The sequence below is a fragment of the Mycolicibacter virginiensis genome (assembly GCF_022374935.2).
GTDB lineage: Bacteria > Actinomycetota > Actinomycetes > Mycobacteriales > Mycobacteriaceae > Mycobacterium > Mycobacterium virginiense.
Genome location: NZ_CP092430.2, coordinates 2,936,072 through 2,962,462, shown reverse-complemented (window position 1 = coordinate 2,962,462; position 26,391 = coordinate 2,936,072). Strand labels below are relative to the sequence as shown.

General features: G+C 67.8%; 31 protein-coding genes. 15 read left to right on the top strand and 16 right to left on the bottom strand.

Features of this window, described 5'->3' with window-relative positions; translation table 11 throughout:
- Positions 1-3 precede the first annotated feature (3 nt).
- Positions 4-837, bottom strand: a complete 834-nt coding sequence (locus tag MJO54_RS14325) for a mycofactocin-coupled SDR family oxidoreductase (RefSeq protein WP_064889042.1) — start codon at positions 835-837, stop codon at positions 4-6.
- Positions 834-1,160 carry a putative quinol monooxygenase gene (locus MJO54_RS14320; protein ID WP_105294993.1) on the bottom strand — a complete coding sequence of 109 codons (327 nt, stop codon included), beginning with the start codon at positions 1,158-1,160 and terminating at the stop codon, positions 834-836. Before MJO54_RS14320 ends, MJO54_RS14325 begins: the two co-directional genes overlap by 4 nt.
- Positions 1,161-1,294: 134 nt before the next feature.
- Here MJO54_RS14320 and MJO54_RS14315 point away from each other — a divergent pair, with 134 nt between their 5' ends.
- Positions 1,295-3,889 carry a DNA translocase FtsK gene (locus MJO54_RS14315; RefSeq protein WP_082108136.1) on the top strand — a complete coding sequence of 865 codons (2,595 nt, stop codon included), beginning with the start codon at positions 1,295-1,297 and terminating at the stop codon, positions 3,887-3,889.
- Positions 3,890-3,901: 12 nt separating this feature from the next.
- Here MJO54_RS14315 and MJO54_RS14310 read toward each other — a convergent pair whose 3' ends face one another.
- Positions 3,902-5,251, bottom strand: a complete 1,350-nt coding sequence (locus MJO54_RS14310) for a wax ester/triacylglycerol synthase family O-acyltransferase (protein WP_234821518.1) — start codon at positions 5,249-5,251, stop codon at positions 3,902-3,904.
- A gap of 172 nt (positions 5,252-5,423) precedes the next feature.
- Here MJO54_RS14310 and MJO54_RS14305 point away from each other — a divergent pair, with 172 nt between their 5' ends.
- Positions 5,424-5,933, top strand: coding sequence for a DUF421 domain-containing protein (locus MJO54_RS14305; RefSeq protein WP_046283562.1), 510 nt, complete (start codon positions 5,424-5,426; stop codon positions 5,931-5,933).
- Positions 5,934-5,938: 5 nt separating this feature from the next.
- On the opposite strand, the gene MJO54_RS14300 is transcribed toward MJO54_RS14305, so the two are convergent.
- Positions 5,939-6,487, bottom strand: a complete 549-nt coding sequence (locus tag MJO54_RS14300; RefSeq protein ID WP_046283561.1) for an amino-acid N-acetyltransferase — start codon at positions 6,485-6,487, stop codon at positions 5,939-5,941.
- A 30-nt stretch (positions 6,488-6,517) separates the two neighbouring features.
- On the opposite strand from MJO54_RS14300, the gene pgsA reads away from it, so the two are divergent.
- The 4 genes from pgsA to pspM all read left to right on the top strand — a co-directional run bounded on the left by pgsA (position 6,518) and on the right by pspM (position 9,483).
- A complete protein-coding gene (gene pgsA / locus MJO54_RS14295) occupies positions 6,518-7,114 on the top strand; it encodes a CDP-diacylglycerol--glycerol-3-phosphate 3-phosphatidyltransferase (RefSeq protein WP_046283560.1) in 597 nt (198 codons plus the stop codon).
- A 246-nt stretch (positions 7,115-7,360) separates the two neighbouring features.
- Positions 7,361-7,711 (top strand): transcriptional regulator ClgR, encoded by a 351-nt coding sequence (clgR, locus tag MJO54_RS14290; RefSeq protein WP_046283559.1) that lies wholly within the window; start codon positions 7,361-7,363, stop codon positions 7,709-7,711.
- A 106-nt stretch (positions 7,712-7,817) separates the two neighbouring features.
- Entirely contained in the window at positions 7,818-8,642 is an 825-nt protein-coding gene (gene pspA / locus MJO54_RS14285; RefSeq protein WP_046283558.1) for a phage shock protein PspA, read from the top strand.
- A gap of 4 nt (positions 8,643-8,646) precedes the next feature.
- Entirely contained in the window at positions 8,647-9,483 is an 837-nt protein-coding gene (gene pspM, locus MJO54_RS14280) for a phage shock envelope stress response protein PspM (RefSeq protein WP_046283557.1), read from the top strand.
- On the opposite strand, the gene MJO54_RS14275 is transcribed toward pspM, so the two are convergent.
- Together MJO54_RS14275 and MJO54_RS14270 are read right to left on the bottom strand one after the other, a co-directional pair.
- Positions 9,480-9,902, bottom strand: a complete 423-nt coding sequence (locus tag MJO54_RS14275) for a DUF5313 domain-containing protein (RefSeq protein ID WP_046283556.1) — start codon at positions 9,900-9,902, stop codon at positions 9,480-9,482. The genes pspM and MJO54_RS14275 overlap by 4 nt on opposite strands.
- Positions 9,903-9,912: 10 nt before the next feature.
- Positions 9,913-10,359: a limonene-1,2-epoxide hydrolase family protein gene (locus MJO54_RS14270; protein WP_046283582.1), complete on the bottom strand. Its 447-nt coding sequence runs from the start codon at positions 10,357-10,359 to the stop codon at positions 9,913-9,915.
- 42 nt (positions 10,360-10,401) lie between these two features.
- Between MJO54_RS14270 and MJO54_RS14265 the strand changes: the two genes are divergently transcribed.
- Positions 10,402-11,574 carry a glycosyltransferase gene (locus MJO54_RS14265; RefSeq protein ID WP_105295289.1) on the top strand — a complete coding sequence of 391 codons (1,173 nt, stop codon included), beginning with the start codon at positions 10,402-10,404 and terminating at the stop codon, positions 11,572-11,574.
- 9 nt (positions 11,575-11,583) lie between these two features.
- On the top strand, positions 11,584-11,778 hold the full coding sequence (locus MJO54_RS14260; RefSeq protein ID WP_046283555.1) for a DUF3046 domain-containing protein: 195 nt from the start codon (positions 11,584-11,586) through the stop codon (positions 11,776-11,778).
- Here MJO54_RS14260 and MJO54_RS14255 read toward each other — a convergent pair.
- Positions 11,769-12,419: a TetR/AcrR family transcriptional regulator gene (locus MJO54_RS14255; protein ID WP_046283554.1), complete on the bottom strand. Its 651-nt coding sequence runs from the start codon at positions 12,417-12,419 to the stop codon at positions 11,769-11,771. The genes MJO54_RS14260 and MJO54_RS14255 overlap by 10 nt on opposite strands.
- Before the next feature lie 71 nt (positions 12,420-12,490).
- Here MJO54_RS14255 and MJO54_RS14250 point away from each other — a divergent pair, with 71 nt between their 5' ends.
- From MJO54_RS14250 to recX, 3 genes are all read left to right on the top strand, one after another.
- On the top strand, positions 12,491-13,717 hold the full coding sequence (locus MJO54_RS14250; RefSeq protein ID WP_105295279.1) for an oxygenase MpaB family protein: 1,227 nt from the start codon (positions 12,491-12,493) through the stop codon (positions 13,715-13,717).
- A gap of 196 nt (positions 13,718-13,913) precedes the next feature.
- Entirely contained in the window at positions 13,914-14,966 is a 1,053-nt protein-coding gene (gene recA, locus MJO54_RS14245) for a recombinase RecA (protein WP_174549742.1), read from the top strand.
- Positions 14,938-15,471, top strand: a complete 534-nt coding sequence (gene recX, locus MJO54_RS14240; RefSeq protein ID WP_046283552.1) for a recombination regulator RecX — start codon at positions 14,938-14,940, stop codon at positions 15,469-15,471. Before recA ends, recX begins: the two co-directional genes overlap by 29 nt.
- Before the next feature lie 39 nt (positions 15,472-15,510).
- Here recX and MJO54_RS14235 read toward each other — a convergent pair whose 3' ends face one another.
- The 6 genes from MJO54_RS14235 to MJO54_RS14210 all read right to left on the bottom strand — a co-directional run bounded on the left by MJO54_RS14235 (position 15,511) and on the right by MJO54_RS14210 (position 19,332).
- Positions 15,511-15,837, bottom strand: coding sequence for a hypothetical protein (locus MJO54_RS14235; protein WP_105295280.1), 327 nt, complete (start codon positions 15,835-15,837; stop codon positions 15,511-15,513).
- Between the two features lie 66 nt (positions 15,838-15,903).
- The gene (locus MJO54_RS14230) at positions 15,904-16,134 is read right to left on the bottom strand and encodes an Rv1893 family protein (protein WP_046283550.1); all 231 of its coding nucleotides are present in this window, start codon (positions 16,132-16,134) and stop codon (positions 15,904-15,906) included.
- A gap of 63 nt (positions 16,135-16,197) precedes the next feature.
- Positions 16,198-17,082 (bottom strand): amino acid ABC transporter permease, encoded by an 885-nt coding sequence (locus MJO54_RS14225; RefSeq protein ID WP_046283549.1) that lies wholly within the window; start codon positions 17,080-17,082, stop codon positions 16,198-16,200.
- The gene (locus MJO54_RS14220) at positions 17,079-17,756 is read right to left on the bottom strand and encodes an amino acid ABC transporter permease (protein ID WP_105295281.1); all 678 of its coding nucleotides are present in this window, start codon (positions 17,754-17,756) and stop codon (positions 17,079-17,081) included. The genes MJO54_RS14225 and MJO54_RS14220 overlap by 4 nt, the downstream gene beginning before the upstream one ends.
- Positions 17,753-18,574: a glutamate ABC transporter substrate-binding protein gene (locus tag MJO54_RS14215; RefSeq protein ID WP_105295282.1), complete on the bottom strand. Its 822-nt coding sequence runs from the start codon at positions 18,572-18,574 to the stop codon at positions 17,753-17,755. The genes MJO54_RS14220 and MJO54_RS14215 overlap by 4 nt, the downstream gene beginning before the upstream one ends.
- Positions 18,574-19,332, bottom strand: coding sequence for an amino acid ABC transporter ATP-binding protein (locus MJO54_RS14210; protein WP_046283546.1), 759 nt, complete (start codon positions 19,330-19,332; stop codon positions 18,574-18,576). Before MJO54_RS14210 ends, MJO54_RS14215 begins: the two co-directional genes overlap by 1 nt.
- A gap of 116 nt (positions 19,333-19,448) precedes the next feature.
- On the opposite strand from MJO54_RS14210, the gene miaB reads away from it, so the two are divergent.
- Both miaB and MJO54_RS14200 read left to right on the top strand, forming a co-directional pair.
- Positions 19,449-20,888, top strand: coding sequence for a tRNA (N6-isopentenyl adenosine(37)-C2)-methylthiotransferase MiaB (gene miaB, locus MJO54_RS14205; protein ID WP_046283580.1), 1,440 nt, complete (start codon positions 19,449-19,451; stop codon positions 20,886-20,888).
- Positions 20,885-21,481: an Rv2732c family membrane protein gene (locus MJO54_RS14200; RefSeq protein WP_046283545.1), complete on the top strand. Its 597-nt coding sequence runs from the start codon at positions 20,885-20,887 to the stop codon at positions 21,479-21,481. Before miaB ends, MJO54_RS14200 begins: the two co-directional genes overlap by 4 nt.
- On the opposite strand, the gene MJO54_RS14195 is transcribed toward MJO54_RS14200, so the two are convergent.
- The 3 genes from MJO54_RS14195 to MJO54_RS14185 all read right to left on the bottom strand — a co-directional run bounded on the left by MJO54_RS14195 (position 21,447) and on the right by MJO54_RS14185 (position 24,036).
- Positions 21,447-22,160: a phosphodiesterase gene (locus MJO54_RS14195; RefSeq protein ID WP_105295284.1), complete on the bottom strand. Its 714-nt coding sequence runs from the start codon at positions 22,158-22,160 to the stop codon at positions 21,447-21,449. The genes MJO54_RS14200 and MJO54_RS14195 overlap by 35 nt on opposite strands.
- Positions 22,157-22,612 carry an SRPBCC family protein gene (locus MJO54_RS14190; RefSeq protein WP_046283543.1) on the bottom strand — a complete coding sequence of 152 codons (456 nt, stop codon included), beginning with the start codon at positions 22,610-22,612 and terminating at the stop codon, positions 22,157-22,159. Before MJO54_RS14190 ends, MJO54_RS14195 begins: the two co-directional genes overlap by 4 nt.
- Before the next feature lie 80 nt (positions 22,613-22,692).
- A complete protein-coding gene (locus MJO54_RS14185; protein WP_105295285.1) occupies positions 22,693-24,036 on the bottom strand; it encodes a DUF349 domain-containing protein in 1,344 nt (447 codons plus the stop codon).
- Positions 24,037-24,509: 473 nt separating this feature from the next.
- Here MJO54_RS14185 and MJO54_RS14180 point away from each other — a divergent pair, with 473 nt between their 5' ends.
- Entirely contained in the window at positions 24,510-25,391 is an 882-nt protein-coding gene (locus tag MJO54_RS14180) for a DMT family transporter (protein ID WP_105295286.1), read from the top strand.
- 76 nt (positions 25,392-25,467) lie between these two features.
- Positions 25,468-26,385 (top strand): DMT family transporter, encoded by a 918-nt coding sequence (locus MJO54_RS14175; RefSeq protein WP_046285683.1) that lies wholly within the window; start codon positions 25,468-25,470, stop codon positions 26,383-26,385.
- Positions 26,386-26,391: the final 6 nt, after the last annotated feature.

Sequence of the window (26,391 nt, the reverse complement as noted above, 5' to 3'; positions counted from 1 at the left end):
GCGCTACCTCTTGTTGATGAACCCGGCGTCGACGGGCAAGGTGATGCCGGTGATGTAGCGGGCCGCATCGGACACCAGCCAGGCCACCGCATTGGCGATGTCCTCCGGTTCCAGCACTTGTACCGGCAGCGCATTGCCCATGTCCGGTGGCGTACCTGTCGCGGCGGTGAGCTCGGCCAGCCAACCCCGGACGTAGTCGTTGTTGATCATCGGGGTGTCGACACCGGCCGGGTGCACCGAGTTCACCCGAATACTGTGCTGCGCCAGCAGGTTCGCGTAGACCCGCATCAGTCCGACCAGCCCGTGCTTGGCCGCGGTGTAACCGATGGCCCCGGCATCGTGGCTGCCGATGCCGGCCAGGCCTGCGGCCGAACTGATCAGCACGATCGACCCGCCGTCGCCTTGGCCGATCATCGTCGGAATCGCGGCCTCGATGGTGTGGTAGACGCCGGTCAGATTGACGTCGATGACGTCGTGCCAGCCATCGGCCGCGGCCATCGGGGCGATACCGGCGTTGGCCACCACGATGTCCACCCGGCCCAGCTCGTCGAGGCCGGCTTGCAGTGCGGCGCCCAACGCCACCTGGTCACGCACATCGGCCTGCCGGGCCACGATGCGCGCACCGGTGTCTTCGACCAGCTTGACCGTGGCCGCCAAGTCCTCGGCGTCCGCCAGCGGATAGGGCACGCTGGCGATCTGCTCGCACAAGTCGACAGCGATGATGTCGGCTCCGTCGGCGGCCAGCCGCAGGGCATGGGCGCGGCCCTGGCCGCGGGCCGCGCCGGTGATCAGCGCGACCTTGCCCTGCAGACTGCCGCTCGACGGATGCGCTGTCACGGACGCAACTGGCCTTTGCCCGCGTCGCCAGCCGGAACTGGTTGCAGCATCTTGATGTCGGGTGCGCCGGCCAGGTGCTCGGTGAGGTTGCCGAACAGCTCACCGACCGCAGGTGCCGTCGAGTGGGCCTTCAACGCGTCAGCGTCGGCCCACTGCTCGATGAACACAAAGGCACCGTCGGCTTCGTGCAGGGAGTACAGCTGGCAGCCCGGCTCCTCGTGCACCTGTGCCACCGCCTTGGTGCAGATCTCGCGGACGGCCTCGACCGATTCCGGCTTGGCGGTGAAGGTGGCGACGACCACTACTGGCGAGACCACGGGCATATTGCGGCTCCTTGGCTGATGGGGGGATTCACGGTCACCATACCCAGCCTCCGGCCAGATGCACGGTGAACCGATCCGTCGGGGCCAGTGTGGCTTATGGTGCAGATGGGGTAATTGCGACTAGGCTTGCCGATATGGCTAGTAAGACCGCTGCTAGTAGGGCTCCCGCGCGTTCCGGTACCCGAACGACCAGGGCAAAAGCCGGTTCCAAGGCCGCATCCAAGGGCGGTTCGCGGGCCGCTCGGTCCCGCCCGGCAGCCAAGCCGCGCCGCGCCGCCAAGCAGCATTCGGGTCCGGTGGCGCTCGGGATGGCCTGCGGACGCCTCGCCCGTGCCACCTGGCTGATGGTCGCCAAGGGAGCCGGTAGCGCGGCGCGCTCGGTGGGGCGCGCCCACGACATCGATCCCGGCCATCGCCGCGACGGCATCGCCCTGGCACTGCTGGGATTTGCCGTGGTAACCGCTGCCAGCTGCTGGCTGGACGCCGCCCGGCCGGTCGGGGCGTGGATCGACACCGGTCTGCGCACCGTGATCGGCGGAGCGGTGGTGCTACTTCCGCTGCTGGCCGCCGCCGGCGCCGTGCTGCTGATGCGCACCGAACCCGACCCGGAGAACCGGCCTCGGCTGATCCTCGGATCGACCATGATCGGGCTGCCGATCCTGGGCCTGTGGCACCTGTGGTCGGGCTCGCCGCAGAGCCCCGACGGCCGTCTGCATGGCGCCGGCTTTGTGGGCTTCGCGATCGGCGGCCCGCTCGCCGACGGACTTACGGCGTGGATCGCCGCGCCGTTGTTGTGCATCGGTGTGCTGTTCGGCGTGTTGTTGCTGACCGGGACAACCCTGCGTGAGGCACCCGAGACCTTGCGCACGATGTTCCGCGGCGACTACGACGATGACGACTACTACGACGATTACGACGACTACGACGACCAGGACTACGACCAAGACTTCGACGGTGCCGATGGCGACGATGACGACGCCGCCTACGACACCGGCATCGGCACCCAGGCGGGCGGAACCAGCCGGTTCGGCGCCCTCGATTCCGACACCGGAGTCGACGACACCCCGGACTGGCAGTCGCGCACACCGCTGGACAACTACCCGCTCGATGAAGAGCCCGCCGCGCCGCCGCCCCCGGTCAAAACGGTGCGCCGCAAGCCCCCGAAGGAACCCAAGGCGGCCAAACCCGCCGACAAAACCGTCGTCCTCGACCGGGTGGTAGAGGGCCCCTACACGCTGCCCGCGCTGAGCCTGCTGGTCGCCGGGGACCCGCCGAAGATGCGCACCGCCGCCAACGACCAGATGGCCGACGCGATCACCTCGGTGCTGGAGCAGTTCAAGGTGGACGCCGCGGTCACCGGGTGCACCCGCGGTCCCACCGTCACCCGCTACGAGGTGGAGCTGGGACCCGGCGTGAAGGTCGAGAAGATCACCGCCCTGCAACGCAACATCGCCTACGCGGTGGCCACCGAGAGTGTGCGGATGCTCGCCCCGATCCCGGGCAAGTCCGCCGTCGGTATCGAGGTGCCCAACACCGACCGCGAACTGGTGCGACTGGCCGACGTGCTGACCGCGCCGTCCACCCGCGGCGACCACCACCCGCTGGTGATCGGACTGGGCAAGGACATCGAAGGCGACTTCATCTGCGCCAACCTGGCCAAGATGCCGCACCTGCTGGTGGCCGGTTCCACCGGCTCGGGCAAGTCCAGCTTCGTCAACTCGATGCTGGTGTCACTGTTGGCGCGCGCCACCCCCGAAGAGGTCAGGATGATCCTGATCGACCCGAAGATGGTGGAACTCACGCCCTACGAAGGTATTCCGCATCTGATCACCCCGATCATCACCGAACCCAAGAAGGCCGCCGCAGCGCTGGCCTGGCTGGTGGAGGAGATGGAGCAGCGCTACCAGGACATGAAGTCGTCGCGGGTGCGCCACATCAACGACTTCAACGACAAGGTCCGCTCCGGGGAGATCACCACGCCACTGGGCAGCGAACGGGTCTACCGGCCCTACCCCTACATCCTCGCGGTCGTCGACGAGCTCGCCGACCTGATGATGACCGCGCCGCGCGACGTCGAGGACGCGATCGTGCGGATCACCCAGAAGGCCCGCGCCGCCGGCATCCACCTGGTGCTGGCCACCCAGCGGCCATCGGTGGACGTCGTCACCGGTCTGATCAAGACCAACGTGCCGTCCCGGTTGGCGTTCGCCACGTCGTCGCTGACCGATTCCCGGGTCATCCTGGACCAGCCGGGCGCCGAGAAGCTGATCGGCATGGGCGACGGGTTGTTCCTGCCGATGGGCGCCAACAAGCCGATCCGGCTGCAGGGCGCGTTCATCTCCGACGAGGAGATCCAGGCCGTCGTCAGCGCCTGTAAGGACCAGGCCGAACCCGAGTACACCGAGGGCGTCACCGCCGTGAAGGCCAGTGGGGACCGTGCTGACGTCGACCCCGACATCGGCGACGACATGGACGTCTTCCTGCAGGCCGTCGAACTGGTGGTGTCCAGCCAATTCGGTTCCACCTCGATGCTGCAGCGCAAGCTGCGGGTCGGCTTCGCCAAGGCCGGCCGGTTGATGGACCTGATGGAGACCCGCGACATCGTCGGCCCCTCCGAGGGCTCCAAGGCCCGGCAGGTGCTGGTCAAACCCGATGAGCTTGCCGCGACGCTGATGCTGATCCGTGGCGGTAGCGCCCCCGACGACGACGGCGACGACGACGAGTTCTAGGTACCGACGTGGTCACGCGCTGTGCACCAGGGCCAGACCATGCCAGTCGCGCAACGGTTTGCGTCGCTTGCTGCGTGCCACCAGCCGGGCCACCGCGGCCTCCAACCCGCGGGTCAGTTCGTCGACCGCAGCGAACTCGAAGTCGGCCAGTACCCCGACGAACAGTTCCCCGGCGTAGCTCAGGACCGCCACACCTGTGCGAAGCTGCATCGCGATCGGCGGCACCGGCAGCACCGCGATCACATCGCAACCCATGATCTGCAACGGCTCCGACGGGCCGGGGACGTTGGTCGCCAACGCCACCACGCCGCGCTGGTGGACCTGTCCGAGCAACCGCGCCGCCCAGGCCGACCACGCGACGGGCAGCAGGCCCGCGGCCGACATGACCGCGCGTCCGGCGTGGCGCTGCCCGCCGGCTTTGGCCTGCGCCAGGCGCGAGCGCACGGCCAGCAACCGCTTCACCGGGTTTGACTCCTCGATCGGCAGACGCGGCAACAGCAATGAAACCCTGCTGTCGAGGTTGCCCGGCCCGTTCCGGGAGGTGCTCGATACCGGCACCAGAGTGCGGAGCGAATCGGGTTGGGGCACTTGGCCGCGACGGATCATGAAGTCGCGGTAGCTCTCGGTCAGGGCCGCCAACACCACATCGTTGACGGTCACGTCGAAGACTCGACAGACCTGCTCGATGTCGTCGATCCGAACACGTGCCGCGCTGTAGCGACGGCGGCTGGTGATCGGACCGTTCAGCGACGACGCACTCTGTTGCAGCAAGCTGGTCGCGAACTCCACGACGCCACGCAGGTTGTACATCCAATGCACCGGGTTGAGGTCCAGCACCGGGCGTCCCTGTGGCGTCGTCGCTGCGGCGGCGTGGGCTGCCAAATGGGCGAATCCGTTGTCGGACAAGCCGGTCAGCATGTGTGCGGCCGCAGTGCCGTCGGCGATGCAGTGGTGCACCTTCATCAGCAGGGCCCACCGGTCACCGCTGAGCCCGCTGATCACCCAGATCTCCCACAGCGGACGGTTGCGGTCCAACCGCCAGGACATCACGTCGGCAACCACCGCGTGCAGTTCGGCGTCTCCGCCGGGGGAGGGCGCCGCGACCCGGCCGATGTGATGGGCGAGGTCGAAGTGGGGGTCGTCCACCCATTCGGGCGCGCTCAGATCCAAGGCATGGCGTACCAGCCGCTGCCCGAACCGCGGGCACCCGCGCAGGCGTTCGGCCAGCGTTGCCTGTAGCGAGGCATGGTCGGGAACCGGACCGTCGAGGACGGCCAGCGTCCCGGTGGCCATGCTGACGTTGTGGTCGGAATCCTCGACGCCCAGAAAGCCGGCGTTCAGGGGGGTCAGGTGCTCGGCCACGGCTACCTCCAGTTGTCTGCAACTGTCAGTACCACTATCTCGTGTCCTGGCGGCGCGCGGCAGGGCCGGAAGTCCTCGGGTTCGGGACGTCGTGACACGCACCAGACACGGACCGGACACGGACCGGACACCGACAGTTTTCCAAGGACGCGAGGGCGCGTAATCTCGCCACGTGGATTGGGCACGACTTTTCGCTTTCGATACCCCGCCCTCGGAGATCTTCATCCGTGGAACCGTCATCTACATCGCGATTTACGCGTTGCTTCGGGTGGTATTGAAACGCGAGGCGGGCACCAACGGCATCACCGACCTCATTGTCGTGGTGTTGATCGCCGACGCGGCGCAGAACGGGATGGCCGGCGGCTACCGATCGATCAGCGACGGCATCCTGCTCGTCGGGGTGATCATCGGCTGGTCATACCTGCTGAACTGGATGGCGCACCGCTGGCCTTCGGTGGCGAGGCTGCTGCGGCCGGGACCGCTCTTGGTGATCTACGACGGTGCATTCCTCTACGCCAACATGCGCAAAGAGATGATCACCGAGGAACAGGTCCGCGAGCAGGCCCGCAAACAGGGAATCGCTGACCTATCGGTAGTCCGTGAGGGCCGGATGGAATCCGACGGGCAGTTCAGCTTTCTCATCGGCGCCACGCGCCGGGAACGCGATCTGGTCATCGATTAGGGAGATTAGAGAATCAGCAACATCCGGGTGTTGCCCAGGGTGTTTGGCTTGACGTAGCTCAGGTCCAGGAATTCGGCCACACCGACGTCGTAGGAGCGTTGCATCTCCGCGAATACCTCGGCGGTCACCGGCGTGCCGTCGATCTCGGTGAAGCCGTGCCGGGCGAAGAACTCGGTTTCGAAGGTCAGCACGAACAGTCGCTGCAACTGCAGCTCGCGGGCGACCTGCAGCAGACGGTCGACGATCGCGTGTCCGATACCGCGACCGGTCAGGGTGGGGTCCACCGCGATGGTGCGTACCTCGCCGAGGTCCGACCACAACACATGCAGGGCGCCGCAGCCCACCACGTGCTGATCGGCGTCCTCGGCGACCCAGAATTCCTGAACCGCCTCATACAGCGTCACCAGGTTCTTTTCCAGCAGGATCTTGCCGGCATAGACGTCCACCAGCTGCTTGATTGCCGGGACGTCGGAGGTGCGCGCACGCCGGACCACGGGCCGTCCCGCGGGTCGATCCGCCGCAAGATTCACAGCTGCACAGTATCGGTTTCTCATTTCGGGCTGGGCAACAGATATTCTGACCCCGTGTCGGGTCAGCCAAAAACCGGTCCAGCGGTGACGCATGTCCCGGTGGTCAATCTTGCGAACGCGTTGACCGTGATGCGGATGGGGCTGGTCCCGGTCTTTTTGCTGGCACTGTTCGCCGAGAACGGCCACGATCCGAAGACCCGCATTGCGGCGTTCGTCATCTTTGCCATTGCCATCATCACCGATCGGCTGGACGGCACCCTGGCGCGCAATTACGGCATGGTGACTGAGTTCGGCACGCTGGCCGACCCGATTGCCGATAAGGCGCTGATCGGCGCGGCGCTGATCGGTCTGTCGATGCTGGGCGACCTGTGGTGGTGGGTGACGGTGCTGATCCTCGTTCGCGAGATCGGTATCACCCTGCTCAGGTTCGCAGTGCTGCACCGCGGCGTGATCCCGGCCAGCCGCGGCGGCAAACTCAAGACCCTGGTGCAGGCCGTCGGTATCGGGCTGCTCATCTTGCCGCTGGCAGGCCCCTGGCTGGTGACGGCCTGGACGGTGATGACCGCGGCGGTGGTCCTGACGGTACTGACCGGCCTGGACTATGTCGTTTCGGCGGTGACCGACCTGCGCGGCGGGCCAGTCAGGAGCTGACCCGACGAGCCCGACGGTGGGGCTCTGGGACCGGCGCATGAGCCCGGCGGTTCAGCGAGGCTCGACGGAGGAGAGGCGAAGCTGGGACCGCCGCATGAATCTGTCGGTTCAGCGAGGCTCGACGGAGGAGAGGCGAAGCTGGGACCGCCGCATGAATCTGTCGAATCCGGGAACCCTTTCGGGAGTCGCGCGCGTTGACTTGATGACTGTCGGTTTTCCAAGGTTGACCCGTGAGGGGGAGTGCAGATGACGACATTGCTGCGGGAGTCGGTCGGCGAGGTGCTGCGTCAAGCTCGGACCGCCCAGGGCCGGACGCTGCGTGAGGTGTCGGACGCGGCGCGGGTGAGCCTCGGCTACCTCTCCGAGGTCGAGCGGGGCCGCAAGGAAGCGTCCAGTGAGCTGCTCAACGCGATCTGCGCGGCGCTGCGGATCCCGTTGTCGACGGTGCTCTTCGACGCCGGAACCCGGCTGGAGCAGGCCGAGCGGGCCGAACTGGCAGTGCGCAACGCCCGCGGCGGCGCAGTGACCCGCATCGACGCCGGCACCAAGGTCGTCATCCCGCCGATTCGGACGCTGGCATCGGTAGCCTCGGCGTGACGCGCCCGGGCTGAACACTCACCCGATAACCGCCGACCCGATAAATTGATCACCGGTACCGGCGGTAGAGCGACAACACTGGAAAACAAGCAGACGGAGCTGACTGATGGCCAACCCGTTCGTCAAGGCGTGGAAGTACTTGATGGCGCTGTTCAACTCGAAGATCGACGAGCACGCCGATCCCAAGGTGCAGATCCAGCAGGCGATCGAAGAGGCGCAGCGTCAGCACCAGGCCCTGACCCAGCAGGCCGCGCAGGTGATCGGTAACCAGCGGCAGTTGGAGATGCGCCTCAACCGCCAACTGGCCGACATCGAGAAGCTTCAAGTCAACGTTCGCCAGGCCCTGACCCTGGCTGACCAGGCCACGTCCGCCGGGGACGGCGCGAAGGCCACCGAGTACAACAATGCCGCGGAGGCATTCGCGGCTCAGCTGGTCACCGCCGAACAGAGCGTGGAAGACCTCAAGGCGCTGCACGACCAGGCGCTGTCGGCGGCGATGCAGGCCAAGAAGGCCGTCGAGCAGAACGCCATGGTGTTGCAGCAGAAGATCGCCGAGCGCACCAAGCTGCTCAGCCAGCTTGAGCAGGCCAAGATGCAGGAGCAGGTCAGCGCGTCGCTGCGCTCGATGAGCGAGATCGCCGCCCCCGGAACCACTCCCAGTCTCGACGAAGTGCGCGACAAGATCGAACGGCGCTACGCCAATGCGATCGGGGCCGCCGAGTTGGCGCAGGGTTCGGTGCAGGGCCGGATGCTCGAGGTCGAGCAGGCCGGTGTGCAGATGGCCGGCCACTCCCGGCTGGAGCAGATCCGGGCGTCCATGCGGGGCGAGTCGCTGCCCGCGGGCGGTTCTGCCACCGCATCCGGCCAGGCCACCCCGGCAACCCCGCAGTCTGGCGCCAACCCCACCCCCGAGAACCCGCTGGGACGGTAGTCAGGTGGCCGCGACACTGGGAAGCAGCGCACGGCACCCACTGCTGCAGCGTGCTGTGGACCGAGCCAGTGAGGCTGCCGACCTGCTTGCCGACAAGCTGGGTGCGATCGCCGACCCGAGGGCCAGGATGCTGCGCAAGCGCCGGTGGGCGCTGCGGCTGGGCCTGTTCTTCACTGCCACATGCGGATTCTGGACCTTGGTGACGGCCGTGCTGGCGTCGTGGTCGACGCCGGTATGGGTGCTGCTGATCACCGGACTGGTGGCCGCGGGCGCGGCCGCCCCGGCGACGCTGTTGCTGCTGCGCTATCGCTGGCTGCGCGCGGCGCCACTGCCCGCCGCGCGCCCCGCCGCGGGGCGGCGCCTGCCGCCGCCCGGATCGGCGGCACGGCCGGCGATGTACGCGCTGGGCGCCTCCGAGCGGGGCATGGTCTCGCTGCTCGGCGTGCTCGAGCGGGGCCGGCTGTTGCCCGCCGATGAGATTGCCGAACTGACGGCCGCGGTCAACCGCGCCGCGTCCACCATGGCGGCCACCGCGGCTGAGGTGGTGTCCATGGAGCGCGCCGTGCAGCACAGCGCCCAGTCACGTCAGTACCTGGTGCCGACGATCAACGCGTTCACCGCGCAACTCAGTGCCGGTGTTCGCCAGTACAACGAGATGGTCACCGCCGCAGCGCAACTGGTGGCCTCAGCCAATGACGGCTCGATGACATCGGCCGGCGATCCGACGAATTCCCCGATGTCGCAGCGGCGCTACCGCGAGGAGCTGGTCGGCGCCACCGACCGGATGCTGGGCTGGGCGCAGGCATTCGACGAACTGGCCGAGTTGCCCCGGGTCGTCTAGATGTCGTCGCTGCGCTGATCGACCGATTCCGGCCGCGGACCGTAGCGTTCCTCGTAGGACCGGTGAATGTGGGCGTCGCGCTCGCGTTTACGTGCGTTGGCGAGCTCCGGGTTCAGGCCGTGCATCCGGAGCATGTGGGTGCGCCACACCTTGTTGAGCGCGTGGGCGAACAGGATCACCATGAACCAGATCGGAAACGTCATGCTGAACCGCGTCATGAAGTCCGTCGGGAACAGCCAGAACGGGATCAGGATCAGCGTCGTCGGCACGGCGGCACGCAGGATCATCCGGACGGTGGCACCCGGGCCGGCCAGGTCGTTGCGGACCCAGTCCAGCAGTTCTGGGGGCAGCGGGCGTCCGTAGCAGTACCGGAGGTATTGGATCGGGCTTGGGCGCTGAGGCTTGGGACTTTGACGCACAGAGCTGACCCTAGAACGTCGGGCGCAGCGCCGGGAACACGGTGGCCGCCACCGCCCGCAGCGTCGCCTTGAACATGTCCAGGAAGTCGAAGTAGTCGCGCCACAACGTGATACGGCCGTTGTGCACCTCGAAGACTCCGCACACCCAGAACTGCAGCCGCAACGGCCCCAGCGTCAGCGCGTCGGTGCGCTCGGTCAGGACCGACGAGCCCTCGGCGGCGATGCGGTGGATCTTCACATCGAAGCCTGCCCGGCCGGCCATCCGCCCAAACACCCCGATGGTGGCACTGCGGCCGTAGATGGTAGGCAGGCCGACGTTCTGATACACCACGTCCTCGGCGAGTGCCGCCGCCGCGGTGTCGAGGTCCTCGTCGCGCAGGGCGTCGAGGAAGGTCTCTACGGTGCGGATGTTGGCGGCGGCCTCGACAGCACTCGGCTGGCCAGTCAGTTCGGTCATGCCTGCCACCCTAAGCCTGTGGGGCTGTGGCACGGTAGGCCGATGCGAGTCGTAGTGGTTGCCGGCCCAGACCCCGGTCACGCGTTCCCGGCGATCGCCTTGTGCAAGCGCTTCGCGGCGGCCGGAGACACCCCGACGCTGCTGACCGGGGTGCAGTGGCTCGACACCGCGCGTGCCGCCGGCGTGGACGCCGCGGAGCTGCTGGGACTCGATCCCACCGCCGCCGACGACGACGCCGACGACGGGGCCAAGCTGCACCACCGCGCGGCGCGGATGGCGGTGGAGAACCGTGATCAGTTGCGGGCTCTGGCGCCGGATCTGGTGGTCTCCGACGTCATCACGGCCTGTGGGGGAATGGCCGCCGAGCTGCTCGGCATCGAGTGGGTCGAACTCAGTCCGCACCCGCTGTACCTGCCGTCGACGGGACTGCCGCCGATCGGCAGTGGGCTGGCGCCGGGTACCGGGGTACGCGGCCGGCTGCGGGACGCGGTGATGCGCTCGCTGAGCGCACGGTCGGTACGCGGCGGCCTGCGCCAGCGCGCCGAAGCGCGGGTAGGGATCGGTCTGCCGGCCGACGATCCCGGGCCGCTGCGGCGCCTGATCGCCACGCTGCCCGCACTCGAGGTGCCGCGGCCGGACTGGCCCGCCGAGGCCGTCGTCGTCGGGCCGCTGCACTTTGAGCCGACCGAGCAGGTGCTGGCCGTACCGCCGGGCTCGGGCCCGCTGGTGGTGGTGGCACCGTCGACCGCCGCCACCGGAGCCGCCGGTCTGGCCGAGCTTGCCCTGGAGCATCTGGTGCCCGGGGCCGGACTGCCCGACGGTGCCCGGCTGGCGGTGTCGCGGCTGGGCGGTGCGCCCCTGGAGCTGCCGGCGTGGGCCGTCGCCGGGTTGGGGCGCCAGGACGAACTGTTGACGCACGCCGACGTGGTGGTCTGCGGCGGCGGACACGGCATGGTGGCCAAGACACTGCTGGGCGGGGTGCCATTGGTGGTGGTGCCCGGCGGTGGCGATCAGTGGGAGATCGCCAATCGCGTGGTGCGCCAAGGCAGTGGGCGACTGATCCGGCCGTTGAGCGGGCCGGCATTGGCCGACGCGGTGGGCGCCGTATTGGCGTCGCCGAGCTATCGCGATGCGGCGCGGCGGGCCGCCGGCACCGCCTCCGGCGTCGCCGATCCGGTACGGGTGTGCCACGAGGCGCTGTCCGGCACTGGGTAGGTTGGGTGGGTGCGCCTGACCGAATTCCACGAACGGGTCGCGATGCGTTTCGGTGCCGCTTATGGCGCCTCGGTGCTGGCAGACCACGTGCTGGCCGCGGTGGGTGGGCGGACCGCGGCGCAGGCCATCGAGGACGGTGTGGAGCCGCGTGACGTGTGGTGGGCGCTGTGCTCGGACTTCGACGTGCCGCGCGATCAGTGGTGAGGCTGATCGCTGCGCGCCACGATGCTGCGCACCAGGGCGACGGAAAGGTCTGAGCAGATCGCGGCCAGTTCGGTGGTGCTCTCGACCGGATTGGCGAGCCAAGTTTCGATGATCTGGTTGACCCCGCCGACGATGAACAGCGCGCCGCGGCGTAGTTCTTCGGGCGCGAGGTCCTGACCGTCGAGAACGCCCGGGGCATGTTCGACGACCGCGTCGGTGATCAGGTCGAGAATGCCTGCGCGGTGCTCGTTGAGTCCGGGAATCGCCGAGAGGTCGCTGGTGGCGATGCGGTGGATGCAGGGGTCGGCGGCGATCAGGTCGAGAAACGCGGTCAGCGCGGATCGGAGCTTGTCCGACAGCGTGCCGGGATCGCCGATGCCGGCGGTGACCATCGCTTCGAGCAGCTGGTCGCGGACGTCGTCGGAGACCGCGAAGAACAGCGCGTCGCGGTTGGGAAACTGCTCGTAGAAATAGCGCGGGGTGAGGCCGGCAGCCGTACAGACGCCGCGGACGGTGACCTCGCCGATGCCCGATTCGCCCCAGATCTGGCGGCCGGCGGCCAGCAACTTGCTACGGCGCTCGGCGCGGCGGTCCACCGCGCTGATTCCGCCGTAATCACGCACCACCTCAGGGCGTTTCATTGACATCACCCTACTAGCGACCGTAGATTCGGAATACGTACGTTATCCAAATTGTCGCTGGAGGTGGCCCGATGGACGCGCCCGCACTGACCGTCCCCGCTCGTCACCCGGCTGGACCGGGCGCCGTTCCGGTCAGCATTCGAGCGCTGGCGACGGTGTTGGCGATCGCCAAACCCACGCCCGAGCGGTGGCGCCAGATCGGCGAAGACCTGACGGTCGGCGACGAGCCGATGCAGCGACTGGTCGAGTGGATGTCGAATACCGGAGCCGCCGAGACGCGGCCGATCTTCGAACAGATCTTGGCCCACGGCCTGGCCAGCGTGCCGGAAGCGCCTGCGCCGCTGCGGGAGTTCTTCGGCGAGTTCGAGCCGATCCCGGACTGGGTTGACCTGGCTCGGGTGCGGCGCGGCCAGCGAGCGCTGCGCCGTGGCGGTGCCGATGGCACCTACATCGCTCGGGACGTGTCGTTCCTCGGCGGCTATCAGTTCTCCTCGTTCAACAAGACGCTGTTGCGCACCGGTGTGCTGGAAAAGGGCTCGAACAAGCGCTTCGCCGAGACCCTGCAGTGGGCGCTGGACGTCAGCGCCGAAGGGGGACTGGAGCCACTCGGCGTCGGCTATCAGGCCACCATCCGGGTCCGGCTGATCCATGAGTACGTTCGCCGGCATGTGGCCGCGCTGCCGGACTGGCGCGGCGACGAATGGGGTCTGCCGGTCAATCAGACCGACATGGCCGCCACCCTGGTGGGAGCACTGATCGCCCCACCGGCCGGCGGGCTGGCGCTGGGCATCGTGATGTCTCCGGCCGAACTGGAGGACATCGCGCACCTGACCCGCTATGTCGGCTGGCTGATGGGGGTCCGCGACGACTGGCTGCCGGGCAGCTTCCGGGACGGCATTCGCATCCTCTATCAGACCCTCGGCGCGCTTTCGGCGCCCGACGAGACCACCAAGCAGTTGGCCGCTCCGATGGCCGATGATCCGCTGGAATGGCAGTTCACTGCCATGTCCGGTGTGCGGCGCCGTATCGCACGCGCCCAGCATCTCTCGCTGACCAGCAGCTTTCTCGGGCCGCGCACGATGCGAAAGCTGGGCCTGCCGGTCTTCGTACTGCCCTGGTACCCGCTGCTGCGGATGCCGGTGAACCTGGTCCGCAGTGCGGCGGCCCTTGCCCTGCCCGGTGGCCTGGAGCGCGCGGCGCGGCGCGGGCGGCGCGAGCAAGAGGCGTTCATGCGCACCATGATGGGTGCCGGCGACGCCACGATCGGGGCGTCCGCGCACGTCATGGCGGTGGCTTAGCGGGTCGTCGCCGTGGATCCAGCAGCGTGTCAAAGTCCGACACGCCGACACGCCGCGTGTCGGACTTGATTCGAACATTCGTTCGCCTACTGTGGAGGCAGTTCGTTCGGCCTGACGGGTCTGTCAGACCCCGTCGCTAGCGTCACGGCCAACCGACCGAGAACCGGTCACCGAACTACCGAACCACAGGAGAGGCATCATGGCGCAAGCGCCCGATCGCGAAAAAGCACTCGAACTGGCAATGGCCCAGATCGACAAGAACTTCGGCAAGGGCTCGGTGATGCGCCTCGGGGACGAGGTGCGTCAGCCGATCTCGGTCATCCCGACCGGCTCGATCGCCCTGGATGTGGCGCTGGGCATCGGCGGCCTGCCCCGGGGTCGGGTCGTCGAGATCTACGGCCCCGAGTCCTCCGGTAAGACCACCGTGGCGCTGCACGCGGTGGCCAACGCTCAGGCCGCCGGGGGGATCGCGGCGTTCATCGACGCCGAGCACGCACTGGACCCCGAATACGCCAAGAAGCTTGGCGTGGACACCGATTCGCTGCTGGTGTCCCAGCCCGACACCGGGGAGCAGGCGTTGGAGATCGCCGACACGCTGATCCGCTCCGGCGCGCTGGACATCCTGGTCATCGACTCGGTGGCAGCCCTGGTGCCGCGCGCGGAGATCGAGGGCGAGATGGGAGACAGTCACGTCGGCCTGCAAGCCCGGCTGATGAGCCAGGCGCTGCGGAAGATGACCGGCGCGCTGAACAATTCGGGTACCACCGCCATCTTCATCAACCAGCTGCGGGAGAAGATCGGGGTGATGTTCGGCAGCCCCGAAACCACCACGGGTGGAAAGGCTTTGAAGTTCTACGCCTCGGTACGCCTGGACGTTCGGCGGATCGAGACCCTCAAGGACGGCACCGACGCGGTCGGCAACCGCACCCGGGTCAAGGTGGTCAAGAACAAAGTGTCGCCGCCGTTCAAGCAGGCCGAGTTCGACATCCTCTACGGCCGGGGCATCAGCCGTGAGGGTTCGCTGATCGACATGGGCGTGGACCAGGGCTTCATCCGCAAGTCCGGTTCCTGGTTCACCTACGACGGCGAACAGCTGGGGCAGGGCAAGGAGAACGCCCGCAACTACCTGCTGACCAACGTCGACGTGGCCAACGAGATCGAGAAGAAGATCAAGGAGAAGCTCGGTATCGGCGCCGTGCTGACCGATGAGCTGGCCGATGATGTTCTGCCCGCCCCCGTCGACTTCTGAGTCGGTCGAGGCAGCAGAGCCCAAACGCGAGGAGCAGGCGAAGACAGTGTGCCTTCGCCTGCTCACCGCCCGGGCCCGCACCCGCGCCGAGCTCGCCGGCCAGTTGGCCAAACGCGGCTACCCCGACGACGTCAGTGACCGGGTGCTGGACCGACTGGCCACCGCCGGATTGATCGACGACACCGACTTCGCTGAACAGTGGGTGCGATCCCGACGCGAACACGCGGGCAAGGGACGCAAGGCGCTGGCCGCCGAGTTGCGCACCAAAGGTGTCGACGAGGACGTGATCGCCGGAGCGCTGGAGGGTATCGACGCCGCCGCCGAGCGCGACCGCGCCGAACAGCTGGTACACGCGAAGCTGCGCCGGGAGACGCTCGGCGACGACGACGTGAAGGTCACCCGTCGGCTGGTGGCGATGCTCGCCCGGCGCGGCTACAACCCGTCGATGGCCTATGACGTGGTCAGCACCGAATTGGCCGCCGAACGAGAACGTCGGCGGGTGTGAGGGATCGTCTGCCCCGACCCTGACGGATCGGAGTCGCCGCTACTGCGGCTTCCGCGCCTCTGCGACAACGCGGTCCGCGAGGTCAGCACATCTGACGGCGAGTGGCAGAACGAAAGGCTTCCCGCCGTCGGCGCAGAGCACCCAGTTGAGCCCGTCGGGGGAGACCCTCATGGCGAGTACCGTTCGGTCGGCGTTGTCGACCACGTGAATCATCGGGTCCTTGTCCGGACCGGCATCCACCCGACGGGCGCCGTAGCCGTGGTTGCGTAGCAGGGCCATCTGGATGTTGTAGACATCCTGCCGGGTGATGTGTGGCCACTGCTCGCAACTGGTTGTATCAGCCGAGCTACCGCCACGGTTCGTCATACTGGTTGCCCCTATCTCGGTTGGCGAACCGGCCACCGGGACAGGGGCAACCAGCTCAGACCAGGCTCAGACCTCTTCGGAATCCTCGACCTCGTCCGTGCTGGTGAAGACTTCCTTGGTCCGTTCGACGGCGTGAGTGGCGATCTCGATGGAATCCTGGACGATGGCGCTGACGCCGCCGGAGATGTCTCCGCGAATGATGTCGCCGGCGTCCTCGACGATGTCCGAGGCCTTCTCGACGGCATGTGCGGCGATGTCGCGTGCAGCGTTGAATGCGTCCTTGGGGGTGATGGCCATCCGAGTCTCCTGTCGTTAGCTGTCGAGTCCGACTCTAGACGGCGGACACCGTGCGCGCAGTCCCTAAACGACCCGGGTGCCCGGGGTGCCCTCCGGCTCAATTGTGGCGGCCCCCAAGGGGGAGTGGCGGGCCCGACGCAGACGCCGCTCCAGTCTGATTGCCCCGGCCGAGAGCACCAGATTTCCGGTGATCATCAGCGCCGCGATCACGAGCAGTGCGGGAAGGTAGTTGCTGTACTGGGACCCGACGACGGTGCCTTGGCGCACCATCTCCACGAACGTGATCTGGTAGCCGATTGCGGTGTCCTTGAGCACCACCACCAGTTGTGACACCAGCACCGGCAGCATCGCAGTGACCGCCTGCGGAAGCAGGACCAGCCGCATTGAGGAGCCCCAGCCCAGCCCCAACGCGGCAGCCGCCTCGGATTGCCCGCCGGGCAGGGCTTTTACGCCCGCCCGCACGATCTCGGCGATCACGGCCCCGTTGTAGAGGGTCAGCCCGGTGACCACTCCGGCCAGCGCGATCTGTTGCGGCGGGAAGACGTTGAGTAGCCCGTAGATGAAATAGGCGAAGATCATCATGATCAGCACCGGAATCGCCCGGAAGAACTCCACGGTCACCGCGCAACTCCAGCGCACCGGCTTGATCTGCGACAGCCGGCCGACCCCGAGCGATACCCCCAGAATCAGCGCGAGTCCGATGGACCAAGCTGCCGCGGTCAACGTGCCCATCACACCGGGCAGCACGTAGGTGCGCCACAGATCCGCGGTCAGAAACGGTGTCCACTTTTCCGCGGTGAGCTGGCCCTTGGCCGACAGTCGCGAATAGATCACCCATCCCAGCAGTCCGGCAACCAACACCGTCGCCACTGACATTGCGTGGTAGCGGGCGCGGGCCCGGGGCCCAGGGGTGTCGAACAGCACGGTCGCACGCGGCGCGGACCTCATCGCGACACCGCCCAGCGCCGGTCCAGATATCCGAAGAACAAACCCAGCGGCAGAGTAAGCACAACGAAGCCTGCGGCGAACACCGCGCCCACCCCGAGCAGCGCCGCGGTGTTCTCGGTCATCGACTTCATCAGCAGCGCCGCTTCGGCGACTCCGATCGCTGAGGCCAAGGTGGTGTTTTTCGTCAGTGCGATCAGCACCGAGCCCAGCGGAATGATCACGGCCCGAAAAGCCTGGGGAAGCAAGATGATCCGAAGATTCTGGGTGAAGCTCAGTCCCAGCGAGCGAGCGGCCTCGGCCTGGCCGATGCCCACGGTGTTGACTCCTGAGCGCACCGCCTCGCAGACGAACGACGCTGTGTACACACTCAAGCCCAATACGGCAAGACGAAAGTTGCTGTCGTCGACCGACGTTGGCGACTGTGGATCGGTCAGCGAGACTCCCAGCGTCTGGGCCAGGCCGAACGAGCACAGCAACAGCAGCAGCGTCAGCGGGGTGTTGCGCACCAGATGGACATAGCCACCGCCGAGCCAACGCAGCACCGGCACCGGGGCCAGCCGCATCGCGGCCAGCCCGGTGCCCCAGATCAGCGCGAGTATGCCGGACAACACTGCCAACTCGACGGTGACGGTGAAGGATTGGAGGATCTGGCCCCGGTACTCGGCGAACATCATCGTTCGATCGGCGGCGGTTCGGGCACCGCGAACCCCGCGGGACCGAAGTTGTCCACGAACGCGGCTCGCCACGATCCGTCGCGTTCCATCTCCTCGAGGGCGTCGTTGATCCGCTGGCGCAAGCCGTCGTTGCCCTTTCGCACACCTATTCCGTAGAGCTCTTGCGAGAATCGTTCGCCGACCAGTTTGAAGGCGCCGGGGTTCTGGGCGGAGTAGCCGGCCAGAATGACGTCGTCGGTGGTCACCGCGTCGATCGCACCGTTGCGCAGCGCCTCCACACACGCCGAATAGGTGTCGTAGCGCTGCAGTTGCACGCCCGGATAGCGGTCCTTGATCCGTTGGGCTGGAGTGGAGCCCGAGACCGAACACAGCTTCTTGTGTCGCTGCAGCGAAGCGGTGCCGGTGATGTCGGTGTTGTCGGCGCGGACCAACAGCGACTGCCCGGTCAGCAGGTAGGGTCCGGCGAAATCCACCTTCTGGCGCCGGGAGTCGGTGATCGAATAGGTGGCCACCAGGTAATCGACCTGGCCGTTGCGCAGCAGCATCTCGCGCTGACCGGACGGGGCCTCGATCCAGGCGATGCGGTCGGGCCCGTAGCCCAGCCGGGCCGCCACATAGCGGGCCACGTCGACATCGAATCCGCCGAGCGTGCCGTCGGGCTTCTTGACGCTCAAGCCGGGTTGGTCGAACTTGACACCGATCGTGATCTTGCCGCTGTCGTGAGCGCTACACGCCGTGCAGAGCGCAGTCATTGCGAACGCCGCCGCCAGGACCGCCCAGGACCGCGCCAGCACCTGCAGGGTTCGCGCCGTTCGCATCAGTGGTCGAGGACCTTCGCGAGAAAGTCCTGGGCCCGTGCAGATTTCGGCGCCCCGAAGAAATCTGCGGGAGCGGATTCCTCGACGATGGCGCCGTCGGCCATGAACACCACCCGGTCGGCGGCGCGGCGGGCGAAGCCCATCTCGTGGGTGACCACCACCATGGTCATCCCGTCGTCGGCCAGCGTGGTCATCACATCGAGTACCTCGCTGATCATCTCCGGGTCCAAGGCACTGGTCGGCTCGTCGAACAGCATCACCTTCGGGTTCATCGCCAGGGACCGAGCGATCGCCACCCGCTGCTGCTGACCGCCGGACAATTGTGCGGGATGTTTGTGGGCCTGATCGGCCACGCCGACCCGCTCCAGCAGTGCCATCGCCTGGCGCTGCGCCTGCGTTCGGGGCATCTTGTGCACCTTCATCGGTGCCAGTGTGACGTTGTCCAGGATGGTCTTGTGTGGAAACAGGTTGAACGACTGGAACACCATGCCGACCTGGGCCCGCAGCCGGGCCAGCGCCGCGCCTTCGGCCGGCAGCGGCTGGCCGTCGACGGCTATCGCACCGGAGTCGATGACTTCAAGCCGGTTGATGGTGCGGCACAGGGTGGACTTACCCGAGCCCGACGGGCCCAGGATCGCCACCACCTCGCCGCGAGCGACCTCGAGGTTTACGTCTTTGAGCACATGCAGGCCACCGAAGTACTTGTTGACGTGGTGGATGGCGATCATCGGCACCAGATCCGGCCCGCCGCTGGTCATGGGATCTGACCCTACCCAGGAAGGCTTCGCGCGGGCGCCGCTATCGGCCTGGTCACTCCGATGGACTCAGCCGCCGTACCATAGACCGGGTGAGTTTGCCGGTGATTTCCGAACAGATGCGCACCTACGAGGTGCGTACCTACGGCTGTCAGATGAATGTTCACGACTCCGAACGCATTGCCGGCATGCTCGAGCAGGCCGGTTACCGGCGGGCACCCGACGACGCCGACGCCGACCTGGTGGTGTTCAACACCTGCGCGGTTCGGGAGAACGCCGACAACAAGCTCTACGGCAACCTGAGCCACCTGGCCCCCAACAAGCGCAGCAACCCCGACATGCAGATCGCCGTCGGCGGCTGCCTGGCGCAAAAGGACAAAGACAGCGTGCTGAGCCGCGCGCCCTGGGTAGATGTCGTCTTCGGCACTCACAACCTGGGATCGTTGCCGGCGCTGTTGGAGCGTGCCCGGCACAACCGCAGCGCCCAGGTGGAGATCGTCGAATCGCTGCGCGAGTTCCCGTCGTCGCTGCCCGCCGCGCGGGACTCGGCCTATTCGGCCTGGGTGTCCATCTCCGTCGGCTGTAACAACAGCTGCACCTTCTGCATCGTGCCGTCGTTGCGTGGCCGCGAAGTGGACCGCAGCCCTGAGGACATCCTCGCCGAGGTGCGGGCGCTGGCCGCCGAAGGCGTTCTCGAGGTGACCCTGCTGGGCCAGAACGTCAACGCCTACGGTGTCTCCTTCGCCGACCCGGAACTGCCGCGCGACCGCGGTGCATTCGCGTCGCTGCTGCGGGCCTGCGGGGACGTCGACGGTCTGGAGCGGGTCCGCTTCACCTCACCGCATCCGGCCGAATTCACCGACGACGTCATCGAGGCGATGGCGCAGACCCCCAACGTGTGTCCCACGCTGCACATGCCGCTGCAGTCCGGTTCGGACAGGGTTCTGCGGGCGATGCGTCGCTCCTACCGCTCCGAGCGCTATCTGGGCATCCTTGACCGGGTTCGGGCCGCCATTCCAGACGCAGCCATCACCACCGACCTGATCGTCGGGTTCCCCGGGGAGACCGAGCAGGACTTCGACGAGACCCTTGAGGTAGTGGCGGCCGCGAGATTCTCCGCCGCATTCACCTTCCAGTACTCCAAGCGGCCCGGGACACCGGCCGCCGAACTTCCCGATCAACTGCCCAAAGAGGTTGTCCAGCAACGCTACGACCGGCTGATCGAGCTGCAGGAACAAATCTCCTGGGACGAGAACAAGGCCCAGATCGGGCGCACCGTCGAACTGCTGGTGGCAGTCGGGGAGGGCCGCAAGGACGCCCAGACGGCGCGGATGAGCGGCCGAGCGCGCGATGGCCGGCTGGTGCACTTCGCTCCCGGGACCGCGCAGGTGCGCCCCGGTGACGTGGTGACCACGACGGTCACCGGTGCAGCGCCGCACCACCTGCTGGCCGACGGCGCGCTGCTGAGCCACCGGCGTACCAGGGCCGGTGACAGCCATGCCGAACCAGCGCCCGGTGTCGGACTGGGCATGCCGAAGATGCCGGGGGTGACGCGATGAGCGCCAGCGGGGACAACCAGCACAACTTCGAGGCCTACCGCGCCGACATCGAGGCCGCCGAGCGGCGCGTTGCCGGGGAAATCGACCCCGGCGGCCGGGGGCTGGTCGTCGCGATCTGCGTCTTTGTGCTGCTCGGGTCGTTCCTGTTGCCGCACACCGGTTCCGTCCGCGGCTGGGATGTCCTGTTCCCCGGCGAGGGCACCAACGAGGCCCTGGTGACGCTGCCGTCACAGCTGTTCATGTGGCTGGCGTTGGTATTCGGGGTGGGGTTCTCGCTGCTGGCCTTGGTGACTCGGCGGTGGACGGTGGCCTGGGCGGCACTGGCAGGCTCGGCGGTGGCCGCCGCCGTTGGACTCTTAGCAGTGTGGTCTCGGCAGACTGCGGTGCTGGGCGACCCGGGCCCGGGCATCGGGCTGATCCTGGGGTGGATCACGCTGATCGTGCTGACCTTTCACTGGGCCCGCGTGGTGTGGTCACGCACCGCCGTACAGCTAGCCGCTGAGGCTGAGCGCCGGCAGAGCACTGCGCAGCTGCAGTCACGAAACCTGTTGGACGATCTCAGCCGTCCCGAGGACCCGCCAGCGGGCGAGTAGGCCCGGTCGCGGCGCGGCCTTTCCGGCTTCCGCGATAGGCGTGGGCTCGCAGCTCGGCGAGCCATCCGGGACGCAGTTGGACCCCCGGTGCGGTGTGCACGATCGGGTCGAACGAAACGTCGTGGCCCGCCTCGTCGGTCGCTTCATGGTCATGCAGAACCAGGTGGGCCAGCGGGCGAAATTCGCCTGCGCCGCTGGCCTGGGCGAGTTCGAAACGGATCTGGCCGCCGTGGAGCTGCTTGCGGATGCTGTTGAGCGCCAATCCGTAGCCACCGATTGGCGTCGTCAGCCGAGCCCGCAGCCACCACAGCCGCTCTCGGTAGTGCAGCGGCATCAGCGTGGTCATCTGCAGGCCCGACCACGACACCACGGGCCGGACGCCCAGTGCCCGACCGATCACCCCGGAACCCGCCGAGACCAGCAAGATGTCCCAGCAGCTGTGGTCGGCCTGCGACGTCGGTATCTGTAGCGCCAGCCCAACGGCGTCGGGCAGCCGGCCAGGGGTGCCGGTGGCCTTGGAGATACGGGCAACCACGGTGGCTGACGGCACCGGCAGACCCTCGTCTGCCGGTGCGTCTCGTTCGAGAAAGCCCGTCGTCAGCACACCGTCGGGGTGGAAGAACCGGCGATGGCGCAGCGCGGCACCCCAGCGAAACACCCACCCGGTCGGGTCGATCATCGTCGCGGTACGTCTCCTCGCCAGGCACCGGTTTCGGCGGGCTGGTTCTCGATGAAGTCCTTGAACCGCTTGAGATCCGCATGGACCCGGTGGTCGAGGATGTTGAGCTTGTCGGCGACGTTTTCCAGAACACCGTCGGGGTCGATGTCCATCTGGGTGGTCACTCGGGTGGTGCCATCGTCGATCTTGTGGAAGGTGACCACACCGCCGTGGTGCGGGCCGCTGTCGGAACGCCACGCCACCCGTTCTTCCGGGTGTTGCTCGGTGATGGTCGCGTCGAACTCACGCGACGCCGGGCCCACCTTGATCTTCCAGTGCAGGTGGGTGGCGTCGCGTTGCTGCACCTGTTCGACGCCCTCCATGAACTTCGGGAAAGACTCGAACTGGGTCCATTGGTTGTAGACCGTCCGGATCGGGCGCTTGACGTCGAGTGCCGCGGTGATATTGCTCATGGGTCACCTCCAGTGAGTTGGTTGTTGCCTCACTGGGGGTGGTAGCCCGGCAGTGCCGATGCTCAAACATCGGCCGGACGTCAGCGCCGGTTGAGCGCCTGTTCGGCGGCCTGGGCCCATTGCCGCCACTGCTCGGCGTTGGCGGTGGCCTCGGCGGCCTCCTTGTCCCGACCCGCGGCCTGGGCCTTCAGTGCCTGACGTTCGAACTGTTCGGCGCGAGTGCGGAACTGGGCGGCCCGGGCTTCGGCTTCGGGATCCACCACGGCCGCCTCGGCGGCGGCACCGGCGTCGCGCACCTTCTTCTCCACCGCCCGCAGTCGCCGTTCCAACTCCGCGGAACGCTCTCGGGGCGCCTTGCCCAGGGCATCCCATTTGTTGACGATTGAGCGCAGCGCGGCGCGCGCGGCGTTCTGGTTGGTCGGGTCGATCCGCTCCGCCTCGACCAGCAAGGCCTCCTTGGCGGTGGCATTGGCCTCCAGCTCGGCGTCGCGTTCGGCGTTCGCGGCATTCCGGGCGGAGAAGAACGTGTCCTGGGCGGCCTTGAACCGCTGCCACAACGCCTCATCGACTTCCTTGGAGGCCCGCCCAGTTGTCTTCCAGGTGGCCAACAGCTGACGGAACGTGGCACTGGTGGATGCCCAGTCGGTGGACCCAGACAGCTCCTCGGCCCGCTTGCACAGCCGTTCCTTCTCCTCGCGCGCCCCGGCTCGCCCGCGGTCGAGGTCGGCGAAGTGCGAGCCGCGCCGTCGGTTGAAGCCGTCGCGGGCCGCGGCGTAGCGCTTCCACAACGCGTCGTCGACCTTGCGGTCCAGGCCGGTGATGGTGCGCCATTCGTCGAGAATGGCGCGCAGCCGGTCTCCGGTGGCCTTCCACTGCGTCGAAGTCGCGGCCAACTCCTCGGCTTCGGCGGCCAGCGCCTCCTTGCGTGCGGTGGCGGCCGCCCGATGCTCATCGCGCTGCGCACGGCCGGCTGCGGCGACGCTATCGGCATGCTCGGTGACCGCCGCGATCCGCGCCGCCAGCGCCTCGATGTCCCCGAGGACGCTGGCCGTCGGTAACTGCTCGGCCAGCGCTGCCGCGGATGCCTTGATCTTGCGGGCGTCGCCGCTGCCGGACGACAACCGCTCCTCGAGCAGGGTCACCTCGGTGCTCAGGTCGTCGTAGCGGCGGCCGAAATGGGCGAACGCGGCCTCGCGGTCACCGGCCTGCCAGGAGCCGATCTGTCGCTCACCGGTAGGCGTGACCAGCCACACCGTGCCGTCGTCGTCGACCCGCCCGAAGCGGTGCGGGTCACCGGATGGCGGCCCGATAATGGCCGGGGCAGGCCGGGCACCCGGCTTGGGCCCCACGTGGGCACCAGGCCTGGGACCGGGACGGGGCCCCGGCCGTGGGGTGGGGGCGGACGAACCGCTGTCAGTGGTCATCGCTGTCGTCACCTAACCCTTCGCGGGATAACCCGCGCATCTGCCGCGCGCCGCGGCGCCTTCGATCTGCCTAGAAGCATTCAAGAGTATTCAAGCAGTTACCCGCCACGCTGTGCCGCCAACTCGGCGGTTCAGCGAGGTTCGACGGAGGAGAGGCGAAGCTGGGGCCGCCGTTGGGCCGGGCGGTTCAGCGAGGTTCGACGGAGGAGAGGCGAAGCTGGGGCCGGCTGGTGACCCGGGCGGTTCAGCGAGGTTCGACGGAGGAGAGGCGAAGCTGGGGCCGCCGTTGGGCCGGGCGGTTCAGCGAGGTTCGACGGAGGAGAGGCGAAGCTGGGGCCGCCGTTGGGCCGGGCGGTTCAGCGAGGTTCGACGGAGGAGAGGCGAAGCTGGGGCCGGCTGGTGACCCGGGCGGTAGCCTGTCCGATCGCCACTGGAGTTCCCCGCGGCATCCGCAGACCTGTAGGAGGCCGGCATTGGCGAAAGAGACCATCGCCGTGCTGTTTGCGCTCGGTGCGGCGCTGTTCGGCGCGATCAGCGACGTGATTCAGCAGCGCAGTGCCCACCGGTTCGGTGACCAGGGGATCGGGGCCGCCGCACTGTTCGCCCGGCTGTTGACTGACCGGCAGTGGTGGGTGGGCACGGCGTCGGGCCTGGTGGCTTTGAGCCTGCAGGCCGTGGCGCTGGGCCTCGGGTCGGTGCTGCTGGTGGAGTCGTTGCTGGTCACGTCACTGCTGTTCGCCTTGCCGCTGGGGGCCCGCCAATCCGGTCATCGGCTGCGGCGTTCGGTGTGGTTGTGGTCGGCGTTGCTGGTTGCCGCCGAGACCATCATCATCACCGTCGGCCATCCCACCGCCGGGCAGGCGAGGGCCTCGCTGGAGGCCTGGGTCTGGGTGGTCGCGGTGCTGGCGCCGACGGTGTTGCTGTGTCTGGTCGGGGCGCGAGCCTACGCGGGTCGGCCGGCGGCGGCCGTGTTGCTGGCTGCGGTGTCCGCGATTTCGTGGGGCATTTTCGCGGTGTTGACCAAGGGCATGGTCGATCTGATCGGCCACGGTCCGCGCGCAATGTTCACCGCACCGGAGCTGTACGCCTGGGCAGCGGTCGCGCTCACCGGCGCGGTATATCAGCAGTCGTCATTTAGGGCTGGCGCCCTGACGGCCTCGTTGCCCACGATCACGGTGCTCGAGCCCATCGTGGCCGCGACGCTGGGCATGGTCCTGCTCGGCGAGGTGCTCAACCCCGGTCGCGATGCGGCGTTCACCCTGGTGCTGGCGGTGGCGACGCTGGTCGCCGCGGTCGCGGCGCTGTCGCGGGATCAGGCGGCCACCGCGGGCGAGCCGGCCGTTGCGGTGGCCTGACTGAGCGCCGCCGATGGCCTCGCTCCCGGGCCAGAAGGTGAACAACGGGTATCGTTGCCCGATTGAGGAGGGGGCCATGTCGACAGGGAATTTCCTCGCGGCGTTGCTCGCGCTGTGCGCCGCATTGGCGTCCGCGATCGGCGACGTGATCCGGCAGCGGTCGGCCCAGGAGATCACTGACCAGCAGGTTGGCCACCTGGAGCTGTTCTGGCTGTCGTTGCGCGACCCGCGCTGGTGGGGCGGCGGTGCAGCGGCGGTGGCCAACTACGCCCTGCAGGCGGTGGCGCTCGCGGTCGGCTCGGTGATGCTGGTGACCGGCTTGCAGGTGACCGCGCTGCTGTTCGCGCTGCCGATGTATGCCTGGCTGACTCATCGCCGGGTGACCAACTGGGAGTGGATGTGGGCCATCCTGTTGGCTGCGGCGCTGGCAGTGGTGGTCGTGGTGGGGGATCCGACCGAAGGTAAACAACACGCGCCGGCGGCCACCTGGATCATCGTGTCGGCGGTGCTGGCGGCGGTGCTGGTGGGCTGCGTGCTGGCCGCCCGGATCTACAAGGGCCGACCCGCGGCGGCGGTGCTGCTGGCGGTGGTGGCCGGTACCTCGCTGGCGGTATTCGCCTTGCTGACGAAGGTTCTGGTCGAGGTGCTCAAAGCCGACGGCATCGGCGCGGTGCTGCGGGCACCCGCCCTGGCGCCGTGGCTGGTGGCGACGCTGGCCGGGATGATCTTTCAGCAGTCGGCGTTTCGCGCGGGTGCGCTGACCGCCTCCATGCCGACGATGACCGTGGCCAAACCGCTGGTGGCCAGTGCGCTGGGCGTACTGCTGCTCAACGAGACCATCCAGGCCGGCGGGACAGAGGACGTCGCGGTGATCATCGGGGTGGTGCTGATCGTGATCGCCACGGCGGCACTGGCCCGCGGCGAGGCCGCCACCATCGTCGCCGATGCCGGCGCGGACCTGGCCGAGCCGGTGGCGGCGCCAACCACCAGCTAGCTTGGG

Coding starts and splice junctions, on each gene's coding strand:
- MJO54_RS14250 (WP_105295279.1), top strand. CDS start 12,491: ATGGACGCGCCCGCACTGACCGTCCCCGCTCGTCACCCGGCTGGACCG.
- MJO54_RS14210 (WP_046283546.1), bottom strand. CDS start 19,332: ATGACCAGCGGCGGGCCGGATCTGGTGCCGATGATCGCCATCCACCAC.
- MJO54_RS14225 (WP_046283549.1), bottom strand. CDS start 17,082: ATGAGGTCCGCGCCGCGTGCGACCGTGCTGTTCGACACCCCTGGGCCC.
- MJO54_RS14300 (WP_046283561.1), bottom strand. CDS start 6,487: ATGAGAAACCGATACTGTGCAGCTGTGAATCTTGCGGCGGATCGACCC.
- MJO54_RS14200 (WP_046283545.1), top strand. CDS start 20,885: ATGAGCGCCAGCGGGGACAACCAGCACAACTTCGAGGCCTACCGCGCC.
- recX (WP_046283552.1), top strand. CDS start 14,938: ATGTTCTGCCCGCCCCCGTCGACTTCTGAGTCGGTCGAGGCAGCAGAG.
- MJO54_RS14320 (WP_105294993.1), bottom strand. CDS start 1,160: ATGCCCGTGGTCTCGCCAGTAGTGGTCGTCGCCACCTTCACCGCCAAG.
- MJO54_RS14235 (WP_105295280.1), bottom strand. CDS start 15,837: ATGACGAACCGTGGCGGTAGCTCGGCTGATACAACCAGTTGCGAGCAG.
- MJO54_RS14255 (WP_046283554.1), bottom strand. CDS start 12,419: ATGAAACGCCCTGAGGTGGTGCGTGATTACGGCGGAATCAGCGCGGTG.
- clgR (WP_046283559.1), top strand. CDS start 7,361: ATGACGACATTGCTGCGGGAGTCGGTCGGCGAGGTGCTGCGTCAAGCT.
- pspA (WP_046283558.1), top strand. CDS start 7,818: ATGGCCAACCCGTTCGTCAAGGCGTGGAAGTACTTGATGGCGCTGTTC.
- MJO54_RS14265 (WP_105295289.1), top strand. CDS start 10,402: ATGCGAGTCGTAGTGGTTGCCGGCCCAGACCCCGGTCACGCGTTCCCG.
- MJO54_RS14230 (WP_046283550.1), bottom strand. CDS start 16,134: ATGGCCATCACCCCCAAGGACGCATTCAACGCTGCACGCGACATCGCC.
- MJO54_RS14220 (WP_105295281.1), bottom strand. CDS start 17,756: ATGATGTTCGCCGAGTACCGGGGCCAGATCCTCCAATCCTTCACCGTC.
- MJO54_RS14315 (WP_082108136.1), top strand. CDS start 1,295: ATGGCTAGTAAGACCGCTGCTAGTAGGGCTCCCGCGCGTTCCGGTACC.
- MJO54_RS14190 (WP_046283543.1), bottom strand. CDS start 22,612: ATGAGCAATATCACCGCGGCACTCGACGTCAAGCGCCCGATCCGGACG.
- MJO54_RS14185 (WP_105295285.1), bottom strand. CDS start 24,036: ATGACCACTGACAGCGGTTCGTCCGCCCCCACCCCACGGCCGGGGCCC.
- MJO54_RS14195 (WP_105295284.1), bottom strand. CDS start 22,160: ATGATCGACCCGACCGGGTGGGTGTTTCGCTGGGGTGCCGCGCTGCGC.
- MJO54_RS14215 (WP_105295282.1), bottom strand. CDS start 18,574: ATGCGAACGGCGCGAACCCTGCAGGTGCTGGCGCGGTCCTGGGCGGTC.
- MJO54_RS14270 (WP_046283582.1), bottom strand. CDS start 10,359: ATGACCGAACTGACTGGCCAGCCGAGTGCTGTCGAGGCCGCCGCCAAC.
- miaB (WP_046283580.1), top strand. CDS start 19,449: ATGCGCACCTACGAGGTGCGTACCTACGGCTGTCAGATGAATGTTCAC.
- MJO54_RS14175 (WP_046285683.1), top strand. CDS start 25,468: ATGTCGACAGGGAATTTCCTCGCGGCGTTGCTCGCGCTGTGCGCCGCA.